This window comes from Kitasatospora herbaricolor, assembly GCF_030813695.1.
Classification (GTDB): Bacteria; Actinomycetota; Actinomycetes; order Streptomycetales; family Streptomycetaceae; genus Kitasatospora; species Kitasatospora herbaricolor.
Genome location: NZ_JAUSVA010000002.1, coordinates 4,072,234 through 4,085,137, shown reverse-complemented (window position 1 = coordinate 4,085,137; position 12,904 = coordinate 4,072,234). Strand labels below are relative to the sequence as shown.

The following is a 12,904-nucleotide window of genomic DNA, read 5'->3' as shown; positions in this document are numbered from 1 at the left end:
GGAGTGCTGATCCATTCGGGGACACATAGCATCCTTTTGTAGTGCTATGTCCGAATCGGTCCACTGCCTAGGAGAGACCGTCGCCATGGGAAACCCGACGCTCGTCGACCCGGACACCGTCCGCCCGACCGCCGCCGAGGCCTGGGTCTGGGGCTACGCCCTCCTGGAGAACTACCGCACCCTGTACCCGCAGGCCGTCGACGACGCCGATCCGCGCTTCGTCGGCGGCTTCGGCGTCTTCCGGCACTACTCCGAGCCGTCCACGCCGGCCAGCACGGACGTGGTGACGCCCAACAACGACACGCCGTACTCGTGGGCCTGGCTCGACCTGCGCGCCGAGCCGTGGGTGATCTCGGTGCCCGCCCAGGACCGCTACTACGTGCTCCCGGTGCACGAGCTGGACACCGTGTACGCGGGTTTCGTCGGCTCGCGCGCCACCGGCCCGGGGGCGGGCGACCACCTGGTCGCCGGGCCGGGCTGGCAGGGCGAGGTGCCCGCCGGCGTCGACGGGGTGATCCGGACGGCGACGCAGCTGGTCGGGATCCTCGGCCGGACGTACCTCGCCGGGACGTCCCCCGAGGAGGTGGCGGAGCTGAGGGAGGCCCAGCGGCAGTACCGGCTCCGGCCGCTGCACGAGTACGCGGGTACCGGAGCCCCGCCACCCGCGCCCCAGCCGGTGTGGCCGGTCTGGCGGGAGGAGGTGCTCGGCACCATCGAGTTCTTCGGCTTCCTCGACTTCCTGCTCGGCTTCTTCCCGGTGCTGCCCGCCGAGGCCGACCTGCGCCGCCGGCTGGCCGCCCTGGGCGTCGACGGCCGGGGCGAGTTCGAGCCCGCCGTGCTGCCGGTCGAGGTGCGGGCCGAGATCGAGCGCGGGATCGCCGACGGCCGGGCCGAGCTGGACCACGCCGCCGCCGTGGCGGCCAGGGCGGACGGCCTGTTCGGCACCCGTGAGCAGATCGGCGACGATCCCCTGGGACGGGCCGTCGCGGCCAGGAAGGGCCTGTACGGCCTGCCGACCGAGGAGGCCTGGTACGGCGGGTGGGTGGAGGACAGCGAGGGCAACCGGCCGCCGAACGCCGCCGACCGGGACTACGTCCTGCGCTTCGCGCCCGGTGCGCTCCCCCCGGCCGAGTTCTTCTGGTCGGTGACCATGTACGGGCTGCCGGACCGGCTGCTGGTGGACAACCCGATCGGCCGCTGTTCGATCGGCGACCGCACCCCCGGGCTGGTCCGCGATCCCGACGGCGGCCTGACCCTCCACATCCGGGTGAAGCGGCCGGCGGACGCCGAGCACAGCGCCAACTGGCTGCCCGCGCCGGACGGACCGTTCAGCGCCGTGATCCGGATGTACGGGCCGGCCCGGTCCGTCCTGGACGGCGACTGGAAGCTGCCCGACCTCACCCCGCGCTGACCCCGCCCCACCCCCCTGGCCGTCGTACCGCACCCCCGCACCCCGTGCCCCCGCCCCCGTGCCGCAGCCGATCCGGACGCCCCGGCCGGCCGCCCCGCCCGGAAGGACCTCGCATGACCGAGCCCGCGCTCGAAGCCCTCGCCGCCGATGCCTACATCTACGGCTATCCCCTGGTCGCCGACCTCTCGATGGTCCACCACGTGGGTGCCGAGGGCCTCGGCAGTCTCCCGCCCGCGCCCTTCAACCGGTTCAGCCACGCCTCGCAGCTGGCCGTCCCGGCGGACGAGTTCGTCTCGGTCAACAACGACACCGTCTACTCGATCGCCCAGCTCGACCTCTCGGTGGGCCCGCTGGAGCTGCACGTCCCGGACACCGCGGGCGGCTACTACGTGCTGCAGTTCGTCGACGCCTGGAGCAACAACTTCGCCTACGTGGGCCGGCGGGCGACCGGAACCGCCGAGCAGCGCTGGCTGATCGTGCCGCCGGGATGGCACGGATCGCCGCCGGCGGGGGCCCGGGTGATCACCTCGCCCACCACGGTCGCCACCGTGGTGGGCCGGATCGCCTGCGACGGTCCCGCCGACCTGCCCCGGATCAAGGCGCTCCAGGAGCAGCTGACGGTCGCACCGCTGGAGCCGGGAGGCGTACCGGCCGGGCTGCCGGAGCCGGATCCGTCCGTGCCGCCCGAACTGGCCTTCTTCGAGCGGTTGCGGGTCTGGGCGGCCGCCTTCCCGCCGGCCGCCGCGGACGTCGAGTACCAGCGGCGCTTCTCCCCGCTCGGACTCCTGGACGAGGGCCCGTCGCCCTATCGCGCGGCCGCCCCCGAGTGGACCGCCGCGCTGGTCAAGGGGCTGGACGCGGGCAAGCAGCGGGTGGAGGAGGCGACCCGCCCGCCCGACGACCGGCCGGGCGGGGACTGGAGCGCCAATCTCCACCTCTTCGACTACAACCTCGACTTCCTCGGCCCCGGCACCCTGGACGACCCGAAGTGGCGGATCGCCGACCGCCGGGCGGCCTACCTGACCCGTGCGGCGGCCGCGCGGGCCGGTCTCTGGGGCAACCACGCGTACGAGGCCGTGTACGCCACCGCGTTCCTGGACGAGGAGGGCCGGCAGCTGACCGGCGAGCGCTCGTACACCCTGCGGTTCGACGTGACCCCGCCGGTCGACGCCTTCTGGTCCGTCACCATGTACGCCCTGCCCGAGTACTACCTGGTCGCCAACCCGGCCGAGCGCTACTCGATCGGTGACCGGACCCCCGGGCTGGTCCGCGGCGAGGACGGTTCGCTGACGCTCGTCCTGCAGCGGGAGCGGCCGGCGGACCGGGCCGAGGCGGCGAACTGGCTGCCCGCCCCGGCCGGTGACTTCCGGCCGATGATCCGGCTGTACCAGCCGCAGGCCGCGGTGCTCGACGGTACCTACCGGCTGCCGCCGATCCGGCCCCGCTGAGCCCGCGGCGGGGCCGGCCGTTCCGGGGGGTCCTACCGGTGGGCCGCCCCGCCGCCCGTGCGCTGGTGGCGCCCGCCGGTGCCGGCCGGGGCGGGCGCCCCGGCGGACGGCGGGGCGGCGGGGGCCGAGGGCGACGTGGTGGGGCCGCCGTCACCGGGGGAGGGCGTCGGGCCGGTGGTGGGCTCCGGGGCCGGCGCCGGCGTCGAGGGGGCCGGCGAGGCCGGGCCGCCCGGCGGGGTGGAGGGGGCGCTGCCGGGCGACCCCGTGGGGGTGCCGGCGGGCGTTCCCGGGGTGGGGCCGGCCGTCGGCCCGGTGGACGGACCCGGGCCGGTGCCCGGCTCGGCGGTGGGACCGGTGGCCGGGTCGGCGGGGGCCGACGGACTTCCGCCGCGCTGGTGCGGGCCGCCCTCCAGGGTGACCACGGCCTGGGACGGCGGGAGCGCGATCCGGGCCGTCCAGGCGCCCGCGGGGGCGCGGTCCTCGTCGACCGTCACGGTGACGGTGATCCGCTGGCCCGGTGCCAGCGTGCCGGCGTCGCGGCTGAGGCGCAGCCAGTCCACGTCCAGGACGGCGTGCCAGTGGATCTCCGTCCCGCCCGAGTTGGTCATGGTGATCACGGTGCGACTGCCGTACTCGGCGGCCTCCACGGTGAGCAGGCCGACCGCGGCCGGCCCGGGGGCGGCGGGCAGCGGAACCGGTGCCGAGTGCAGGGCCGGGCTGGCGATCGGGGTCGAGCCGAGGGAGGGCACGGGCACGGCGGGGCCCTGGATCTTGGGGAACAACGTTTCTGCGGGGAGGGCTCCGGCCAGTTCGAGCGCACCCCCGGTCTGCCCGGTGGTGCGCTCCGCACCGGGTCCGCCGGTCAGCGCCGAGCCCGCCGTGTCGCCGCCGGCCGGCCGGCCCGCGGAGCGGCCGTCGTGCTCCACCCGGACCGAGGAGACCGCGGCGGCCGCGTCGGCGCCCCCGCCGTTCTGGTGGCCGGCCCAGAGCGCGACCACCGGCGCCGCCAGCACCGCCGCGAGGACGCCCGTGGTCAGCACCCGCTGGCGGACCGCCCCGGACCGTCCCGGGGCAGGCGCCCGGTGCCGCGGGAAGCCGCGCTGGTCGAAGCGCAGGCCCTGCTCCTCCGGCTGCGGGCGCCCGGCCGCCCTGGCCGCCCTGGCCGCCCGCCGGCCGGCGGCCGCGCCGGCCAGGAAGGCCGCTCCGGCGGGCCCGGAGGCCCCCCGGGGCCGGGCGGGCGCGCCACTGCGGGCGGGGCCCGCCACCGCACCCGGGCCGCCGCCGCGGGCCGCCCGGACCGGGCGCGGGGCCGAGGGGGCGGCCGCGGCCCTGGTCGACGGCGTGGCGGTGGCCGGTGCCGGGCGCGGGCCGGGCGTCGCCGGCCCCGGTACGGCGGCCAGCCCCGGGCCGGACCGTTCGGCGGCGCCGGCAGGGCCGGCAGCCCGGGCGGCGTCGGCCGGCCCCGAGCGGGCCGCGGCCGGCGCGGCGAGCATCGGCAGCCCCGGCAATCCCGTGAGCCCCTCCCGTACCTCGCCGGCGACCCGTTCCGCGGTCCCTCGGCAGGTCGGGCAGTCGACCACGTGCTGGACCAGCTCACGGCGCAGCCCGGGGCCGAGCACCCGCCCGCCCCGGCCGCCGTCCGGCTGCGGGCCGCGCCCGGCCGAGACCGGCCCGCACCAGCTCTCCGCGCCCGCGCCGGCCAGCCGGTCCAGCTCCGGGCAGCTGCCGACCAGCAGGACCAGCAGGGCCGCCCTGGTCCGCCGGACCTCGGTGCCGCCGGAGGCCAGCAGCGCCCGGGCGGTGTCGGCCGGCACCCCGAGCACCGCCGCCACCTCGATCGGACTGAGCCGGTGGCGTACCGCCAGCTCCAGCGCCTCCCGCTGCTCCGGGTCGGTCCCGGCCGCCTCGGGCCAGGCCAGCGCGGCCAGCTCGCCGCGGTGGTCCCCGGCGCGCGGCGGGGAGTCGGCGGCGTCGCCCTCGGGAGGGCCCTCGGGGGCGCCGGCCGGGCCGCGCTCCAGGCGGTGCAGGCAGCAGTACCTGGCGAGCGAGTAGAGCCAGGCTGTGAGCAGGCCGGGCTCGGCCAGCCGCTCGCCGTGCCGCAGCGCCAGCTCGCGGACCTCCTGCACCGCCTCGACGGCCGCCTCGTACTCGCACAGCACCGACAGGCAGTAGGTGAACAGTCCGTCCAGCCGGCTGTCGTAGGCCGCGAGCACCGGGTTGCGGGGCCTTTCCGCACGCGTAGTCACCCGTCCGACGGTAGAGAGCCGGCGGGTCCGGGCCGGGCGATTCGGGCGCCCTGTACTTCTTTCGGGTAACAAGACGACCCGCCCGTGTCCTGGCGGCACCAGGGCCGTCCGGGGCGGGGCCGGCCGCGGCGGCCGTCCGGGACTGTCGTAGGCAGGCGCTACGGTGGGCCGCATGGCAGCCCGTACCAAGACCACCGCCAAGCCGCGCCCGGCCTACCGCTGCACGGAGTGCGGCAACCAGCTCCCCAAGTGGGTCGGCCGGTGCCCCGAGTGCAACGCCTGGGGCACGGTCGAGGAGTACGGCGCCGTCCCGATCCGGACGACCGCGGCCGGCCCGGTCAGCGCGCCCGCGCGGCCGATCGGGCAGGTGGACGGCCAGGTGGCCACCGCGCGGACCACCGGCGTGCCGGAGCTGGACCGGGTGCTGGGCGGCGGCATCGTGCCCGGCGCCGTGGTGCTGCTGGCCGGCGAGCCCGGCGTCGGCAAGTCCACCCTGCTGCTGGACGTCGCGGCCAAGGCCGCCAGCGACCAGCACCGCACGCTCTACGTCACCGGCGAGGAGTCGGCCGGCCAGGTCCGGCTGCGCGCCGACCGGATCAACGCCCTCTCCGACCACCTCTACCTCGCCGCCGAGTCCGACCTCGGCGCGGTGCTCGGCCACATCGACCAGGTCAACCCCGGGCTGCTGATCCTGGACTCGGTGCAGACCATCGCCTCCGCCGAGCTGGACGGCTCGCCCGGCGGCCCGTCCCAGGTCCGGGAGGTGGCGGGGGCCCTGATCCGGGTCTCCAAGGAGCGCGGCATGGCCACCCTGCTGGTCGGGCACGTCACCAAGGACGGCTCGATCGCCGGCCCGCGCCTGCTGGAGCACCTGGTCGACGTGGTGCTGAGCTTCGAGGGCGACCGGCACGCCCGGCTGCGGATCATCCGCGGGATCAAGAACCGGTACGGCGCCACCGACGAGGTCGGCTGCTTCGAGCTGCACGACGAGGGCATCGTGGGGCTGGCCGACCCGTCCGGCCTCTTCCTGACCCGGCGTGACAAGCCCGTCCCCGGCACCTGCCTCACCGTCACGCTGGAGGGCCGCCGTCCGCTGGTCGCCGAGGTCCAGGCGCTGATGGTGGATTCGCAGATCCCCTCGCCCCGGCGGACCACCTCCGGCCTGGAGTCGCCCCGGATCGCGATGATCCTGGCCGTGGTCGAGCGGCACGGCGGGGTCAAGCTCGGCAAGCAGGACATCTACACCGCGACGGTCGGCGGGGTGAAGCTGACCGAGCCGTCCGCCGACCTGGCGATCGCGCTGGCCGTCGCCAGCTCCTCCTCCGACACACCGCTGCCCAGCAACCTGGTGGCGATCGGCGAGGTCGGCCTGGCCGGCGAGGTCCGCCGGGTGACGGGCGTGCAGCGGCGGCTGGCGGAGGCTCACCGGCTGGGCTTCACCCACGCGCTCGTCCCGCCGGACCCGGGCAAGGTGCCGAACGGCATGAAGGTGGTCGAGGTGGCCGACATCGGCGAGGCCCTGCGGGCCATCCCCGGCCGACGCCGGGCGGCCGCCAAACCGCGCGGCGAGGCCCGCTCCCGGGCCGGGGCCGAAACGGGCGCCGAGGGCGCCGCCGGGGGCCGGACCGAGGCGCCCCCGGCACCCCGCCGGGCACCCGTCGCGGCCTACCCCGAGGAGCTGATGGAGGGCTGGGAGCCGGTCGACTCCGACGAACTGGGCTGACCCAAGCCCTGTTGTTGCCGCACGCAGTTAGACTTTCCCCTGTCTAATCGGCAATGAGGCAGTAATGAGCGCGACAGACCGTAGGCCGGCGCACGGCGCGAGGCGCACGGCAGGTCGACCGGAGGAGTCACGTGGCAGCCAGCGACCGGGCGGACAAGTCCTCCCGTGAGGAGGCCCTGTTGCGGGCTTCCCTCAGTGCCATCGCGCCCGGGACGGGGCTGCGCGACGGCTTGGAGCGGGTGCTGCGGGCCAACACCGGCGGGCTGATCGTGCTCGGCTTCGACAAGGCCGTCGAGTCGGTGTGCACCGGCGGCTTCGTCCTGGACGTCGAGTTCTCGGCCACCCGGCTGCGCGAGCTGTGCAAGCTCGACGGCGCGGTGGTGCTGGACAAGGACATCACCAAGATCGTCCGGGCCGGCGTGCACCTGATGCCCGACCCCGGCATCCCCACCGAGGAGACCGGCACCCGGCACCGCACCGCGGAGCGGGTCAACAAGCAGACCGGGTTCCCGGTGGTCGCGGTCTCGCACTCGATGCGGCTGATCGCGATGTACGTCAACGGCACCCGCCGGGTCCTTGAGGACTCGACCACCGTGCTGTCGCGGGCCAACCAGGCGCTGGCCACCCTGGAGCGCTACAAGCTGCGCCTGGACGAGGTGGCCGGCACGCTCTCCGCGCTGGAGATCGAGGACCTGGTCACCGTCCGGGACGTCACCGCCGTCGCCCAGCGGCTGGAGATGGTCCGGCTGATCGCCACCGAGATCGCCGGCTACGTGCTGGAGCTCGGCACCGACGGCCGGCTCCTCTCGCTCCAGCTGGACGAGCTGATCCAGGGCGTCGAGCCCGAGCGCGAGCTGGTCGCCCGCGACTACTTCCCGGAGCGGGCCGCCAAGCGGGGCCGGACGGTGCCGGAGGTGCTCGCCGACCTGGAGGCGCTCACCCACTCCGAGCTGCTGGACCTGCAGACGGTCGCGAAGGCGCTCGGCTACTCGGGCACCCCGGAGTCGCTGGACTCCGCGGTCTCCCCGCGCGGCTACCGCCTGCTGGCGAAGATCCCGCGCCTGCCGAACACCGTGATGGAGCGGCTGGTCGAGCACTTCGGCGGGCTGCAGAAGCTGCTCGCCGCCAGCATCGACGACCTGCAGACCGTCGAGGGCGTCGGCGAGACGCGGGCCCGCTCGGTCCGCGAGGGCCTGTCGCGGCTCGCGGAGTCGTCCATCCTGGAGCGCTACGTCTGACCGGGCCCCGCCCGCACGACGCAGGAAGGGTCCCCGGGGAGCTCCCCGGGGAGCTCCCCGGGGACCCTTCGTCCGTCGTACCGTCCGTGGCCGCTCAGCTCTCCAGGCGGATCGAGGAGCGGGCGGAGACCAGGCCGCCGGAGAGCCCGGACAGGTCGGCCACCACCAGGTAGTTGCCGGTGGGCGCGGCCGTCGTGTCGGGGGAGGCGCACTGCGGCTTGCTGCGGCTGCGGTCCCAGGTGAAGGTCTCGGTCAGGCCGCTGCCGGCCGCGATCTGCACCCAGGTGCTCTGACGGTCCGTCGGGCAGTCCCCGGAGGACCAGATCCGCTCGCCGCTGCTCGCGCTCAGGGTGATCAGCGAACTGACCCGGCCGAGGTCGACCCGGCAGCCGGCGGTGCCGGCGTTGCGCACGGTCAGGGCCAGCCGGGGCTTGTCCTTGGGCTGGTAGGCGTTCTGGGTGCTCGTCAGCTCCAGCGTCACCTGGGAGGAGGCGCAGACCGGCAGGGCCATCACCTCGGCGGTGTTCACCGGCGGGGCTCCCGTGCCGCCGCCCGTGGTGCCGCCGGCCGTACCGCCACCTGTGCTGCCGCCGCCCGTGGTCCCGCCCGTGGTGCCTGAAGCGGCCGTCCCGCCCGGGGCGGTGCCGCCGCCGGGGGCAGGGGCGCTGCCGCCGTCCGTCCCGCCGCCGGTCAGGCTGACGTCGCCGCCGCCGGATCCCGACACACCGCCCGAGCCCGCGGCGCCGCCCGAGCCGCCGCCGGGCCCGCCGGGGCGGCCGGTGACGGCCGGGCCGGTCGGGGCCGCGCCCGGGGTGATCTCCTGGGCGGGGGAGGGGAGGGGCTTGGCCGTCCTGTGCTGCCCCCCGCCGCCCCCCTGATCGGAGGTCAGCCAGAGGACCAGGGCGAGGACCGCGGCCAGGGCCGCGAGCACGACGACTCGCCGACGCCAGTAGATCGAGGCCGGCAGCGGTCCCACGGGTTGACGCAGAGAAGGCACGGGCAAACTCTACGAGAGAGTGTGCGTCCCTTGATGCACCAACACCTCACTGTCGCCCCTTCCTTCACATGATCCGCAATTTGGGCCGGATGGGGGAGCCGCCCGGGGCCGCCGGGGCCGGCGCCGGCGGACGGGTCCTTGGTGCACGGAAGGTGCGGCCGGGCCGTCCGGACGGATCGGGAGCCCGTCCCGGACGACTTCGCGCAACGTCCCGCGCCGGGCCGCTGGCGCCGGCCACGGCCGCCCGGCGGGCGCACCCGGTCGCTCCCGGTACCGGCGTACGGCGTGGGCGCGCCCGTGGGAGGATCGGGGGGTCATGGCTACCACTTCCACCGCCCCCGCCCCGCTCCTGCACTCGACCGTTCTCGACTGGTACGAGGCCCACGCGCGCGACCTGCCCTGGCGTACCCCGGACGCCTCGCCCTGGGCGGTGATGGTGAGCGAGTTCATGCTGCAGCAGACACCCGTCAAGCGGGTGCTGCCGGTCTACGAGGCCTGGCTGGAGCGCTGGCCCACGCCCGCCGACCTGGCGGCGGACGCACCCGGCGAGGCGGTCCGGATGTGGGGGCGGCTCGGCTACCCCCGGCGCGCCCTGCGGCTGCACGGCGCCGCCACCGCGATCACCACCACGCACGGCGGCGAGGTGCCGGACGACCACGCGGCGCTGCTCGCCCTGCCCGGGGTGGGCGAGTACACGGCGGCGGCGGTCGCCTCGTTCGCGTTCCGCCAGCGGCACGTGGTGCTGGACACGAACGTCCGCCGGGTGTTCGCCCGGGCCGTGACGGGTGTCGAGTACCCCGCGCAGGCGACCACGGCGGCCGAGCGGCGGACGGCGACCACGCTGCTGCCGGAGACCGCCGAGACCGCCGCCACCTGGGCGGTCGGCGTGATGGAGCTGGGCGCCCTGGTCTGCACGGCGCGGAGCCCGGAGTGCGGTGCCTGCCCGCTGAAGCGGCACTGCGCCTGGCAGCTGGCCGGCCGGCCGCCGTACGAGGGCCCGGCCCGGCGCGGCCAGACGTACGAGGGCACCGACCGGCAGGTGCGCGGAAAGCTGCTCGCGGTGCTGCGGGAGGCCCACGGCGAGGTGCCGCAGGCCAGGCTGGACGAGGTCTGGCCGGAGCCGGTGCAGCGGGCCAGGGCGCTGGACGGCCTGGTGGCGGACGGGCTGGTCGAGCCGGTCGCCCAGGGCGTCTACCGGCTGCCCCGGTAGCGGTCCCGGCGAAGGCCGACGGCCCCGTCGCGACGGTTGTCGCGGCGGGGCCGTCGGGTCGGGGCCGGGTCGGGGCCGCCGGGGTGGGTCAGATGGCAGCGGCCTCAAGGTTCTTCTCGGCCGGCTCGCCGGTACCGCGCAGCGGCACCTCGCGCATGAACACGGCGGCCGCGACGGCGATCACGGCGGCCGCGGCGCCCCAGAGGAACACCGTGTGCATGCCGTTGGCGACGGCGTGGTGGTAGGCGTCCTGCACCGGCGCGGGGAGCGTCCGGAGCGCGGCCGGGGTCATCTGGCCGGGGTTGGCACCGGCGCTCGCGCCGGCCTGGTCGCCGAGCCGGTCCTTCATGGTCGCGGTGACCTGGCTGTTGAACAGCGCGCCGAACAGCGCGACGCCGAAGGAGCCGCCGATCGTCCGGAACAGGGTGGCGGTGGAGCTGGCCACGCCCATGTCCTTGAGCTCGACGCTGTTCTGCGCCACCAGCATGGTGATCTGCATCAGGAAGCCCATGCCCGCGCCGAGCACCACCATGAAGCAGGCGGAGGTGAAGGTGCTGGTCTCGGTGTCCAGCATGGAGAGCAGCAGCATGCCGCCGGTCATCACGATGGTGCCGATGATCGGGAAGATCCGGTACTTGCCGGTCTTGGTGACGGCCTGTCCGACCACCAGCGAGACCACCAGCATGCCGAGCATCATCGGCATCAGCAGCAGGCCCGAGTTGGTCGCCGAGGCGCCCTGGACGGTCTGCTGGTAGAGCGGCAGGAAGACGGTGGAGCCGAACATCACGAAGCCGACGATGAAGCCGATCAGCGAGACCAGCGTGAAGTTCAGGTTGCTGAACAGGCTGAGCGGGAGCATCGGCTCCTCGACCCGCTGCTCGACGTAGCAGAAGGCGATCAGCGAGGCGACGGCCAGCGCGCCCAGGCCGAGGATCTGCTTCGAGCCCCAGGCGTACTCCTGGCCGCCCCAGGTGGTGATCAGGGTCAGCGCGGTGATGCCGGTGGTGAGCAGGACGGCGCCGACGTAGTCGATCCGCGCGGTCGAGCGGACCTTCGGCAGGTGCAGGGTGACGACGACCACGCCGAGCGCGACGATGCCCAGCGGCAGGTTGATGTAGAAGATCCAGTGCCAGCTGAAGTGGTCGGTGATGAAGCCGCCGAGCAGCGGGCCGCCGATGGTGGCCAGGGCCATCACCGCGGCGAACATGCCCTGGTACTTCCCGCGGTCGCGCGGCGGGATCAGCGCACCCATGATCGACATCACGCCGACCATCAGACCGCCGGCGCCGAGCCCCTGCAGGGCGCGGAAGCCGATCAGCTCGTTCATGTTCTGGGAGAGGCCGGAGAGCGCCGAGCCGACCAGGAAGATCACGATGGAGGTGAGGAAGGTGCCCTTGCGGCCGTAGAGGTCGCCGAGCTTGCCCCAGATCGGGGTCGAGGCCGCCGTGGCCAGGGTGTACGAGGTGACCACCCAGGAGAGGTGCTCGCCGCCGCCGAGGTCGCCGACGATGGTCGGCATGGCGGTGCCGACGATCAGGTTGTCGAGCATGGCGAGCAGCATGGTGACGACCAGGCCGATCATCACCAGCCGGATCTCGCGGGGCGAGCGGAACTGCGGCTCGGAGTCCTTCGCGGCGGCCGCCGGAGCGTCCGAGGGGACCTCCTCGGCTGCGGCGGAGCTGTCCTCCGCGCTCCCGACCTGCTTGTGTGGCATGACGCTTCTCCCAGGAGAGGGTGCCGGACGCCCGGTTCCGAGGGAACTTACTTGACGACCGGCTAGTTATACTTTCGTCGGCACGGTAGGTTGTCCCGAGCCGGGCGTCAAGCCGGTTTCGGAGCGGAAGCCCTGGGCAGGGAGAATGGACCCAGTGGTGAGCGTCCGGGACCGGTACTCGCCGAATGTCAACGCAGTCTGAGGCAGGCCAGGACGCCATGGGTACGACGCAGAGCCCCCGCAGTGACACCCGGGAGCGCATCATCAACGTGGCGTTGGAGCTGTTCTCCGAGCAGGGCTACGAGCAGACCTCGCTGCGCGAGATCGCCGACCGGCTCGGCGTGACCAAGGCGGCGCTGTACTACCACTTCAAGACCAAGGACGACATCGTCCACGGCATCGTCGACACCATGTCGGCGCCGATCGACGAGGCGATCGCCTGGGGCGAGCAGAAGCCCTGGTCGCCCGAGCTGCGGGACGAGCTGGTCCGGCGGTTCGGGGCGGGGATGTCCGAGCGGGCGCCGCTGCTGCGGTTCTTCCACGAGAACCAGCCCGCGATGCGTGACTCCCCGGCCGGGCTGGAGTTCAAGGAGCGGATGGTCGCGATGATCCGCCTGGTGCACGGCCCCGGCGCCACCTTCGAGGACCGGCTGCGCGCCACCATGTCGCTGTTCACCATCAACTCGGCGATGTTCCTGCTGAAGCACGGCGCGCCCGAGGGCCCCGTCGAGCCGCTCGCCCAGGCCGGCGAGGCCGGCGGTGCCTGCGGGGAAGCCAAGCCCGAGGCGCTCGCGGAGAGCCTGTCGGCGGCCCTGACGGTGGCGTTGGAGATCGCGGCCCTGATCGAGCCGAAGGACGCCTGACCGGGCGTCAGCGGATCCGCCACGGCGCCCAGGCGGGTGACGGGGGCGACGAGG

9 protein-coding genes are annotated in these 12,904 nt (G+C 74.9%); 6 read left to right on the top strand and 3 right to left on the bottom strand.

Annotated features, from left to right (window positions below; genetic code table 11):
• The first annotated feature begins 85 nt into the window (after positions 1-85).
• Positions 86-1,411: a DUF1254 domain-containing protein gene (locus J2S46_RS18175; protein ID WP_229912325.1), complete on the top strand. Its 1,326-nt coding sequence runs from the start codon at positions 86-88 to the stop codon at positions 1,409-1,411.
• Between the two features lie 113 nt (positions 1,412-1,524).
• Entirely contained in the window at positions 1,525-2,859 is a 1,335-nt protein-coding gene (locus tag J2S46_RS18170; RefSeq protein ID WP_191288805.1) for a DUF1254 domain-containing protein, read from the top strand.
• A 32-nt stretch (positions 2,860-2,891) separates the two neighbouring features.
• Here the strand turns inward: J2S46_RS18170 and J2S46_RS18165 are convergent, their stop codons facing one another.
• Positions 2,892-5,105 carry a BACON domain-containing protein gene (locus tag J2S46_RS18165; RefSeq protein ID WP_191288804.1) on the bottom strand — a complete coding sequence of 738 codons (2,214 nt, stop codon included), beginning with the start codon at positions 5,103-5,105 and terminating at the stop codon, positions 2,892-2,894.
• A gap of 172 nt (positions 5,106-5,277) precedes the next feature.
• On the opposite strand from J2S46_RS18165, the gene radA reads away from it, so the two are divergent.
• Both radA and disA read left to right on the top strand, forming a co-directional pair.
• Complete coding sequence (gene radA / locus J2S46_RS18160; RefSeq protein WP_191288803.1) at positions 5,278-6,828, top strand: DNA repair protein RadA; 1,551 nt, start codon at positions 5,278-5,280, stop codon at positions 6,826-6,828.
• Between the two features lie 179 nt (positions 6,829-7,007).
• Positions 7,008-8,066, top strand: coding sequence for a DNA integrity scanning diadenylate cyclase DisA (gene disA / locus J2S46_RS18155; RefSeq protein ID WP_191289026.1), 1,059 nt, complete (start codon positions 7,008-7,010; stop codon positions 8,064-8,066).
• A 94-nt stretch (positions 8,067-8,160) separates the two neighbouring features.
• Here the strand turns inward: disA and J2S46_RS18150 are convergent, their stop codons facing one another.
• Positions 8,161-9,063: a hypothetical protein gene (locus J2S46_RS18150; protein ID WP_191288802.1), complete on the bottom strand. Its 903-nt coding sequence runs from the start codon at positions 9,061-9,063 to the stop codon at positions 8,161-8,163.
• A gap of 316 nt (positions 9,064-9,379) precedes the next feature.
• Here J2S46_RS18150 and J2S46_RS18145 point away from each other — a divergent pair, with 316 nt between their 5' ends.
• The gene (locus tag J2S46_RS18145) at positions 9,380-10,273 is read left to right on the top strand and encodes an iron-sulfur binding domain-containing protein (protein WP_191288801.1); all 894 of its coding nucleotides are present in this window, start codon (positions 9,380-9,382) and stop codon (positions 10,271-10,273) included.
• 88 nt (positions 10,274-10,361) lie between these two features.
• Here J2S46_RS18145 and J2S46_RS18140 read toward each other — a convergent pair whose 3' ends face one another.
• On the bottom strand, positions 10,362-11,987 hold the full coding sequence (locus tag J2S46_RS18140; protein WP_191288800.1) for an MDR family MFS transporter: 1,626 nt from the start codon (positions 11,985-11,987) through the stop codon (positions 10,362-10,364).
• A 185-nt stretch (positions 11,988-12,172) separates the two neighbouring features.
• Here J2S46_RS18140 and J2S46_RS18135 point away from each other — a divergent pair, with 185 nt between their 5' ends.
• Positions 12,173-12,850 carry a TetR/AcrR family transcriptional regulator gene (locus tag J2S46_RS18135; RefSeq protein ID WP_191288799.1) on the top strand — a complete coding sequence of 226 codons (678 nt, stop codon included), beginning with the start codon at positions 12,173-12,175 and terminating at the stop codon, positions 12,848-12,850.
• Positions 12,851-12,904: the final 54 nt, after the last annotated feature.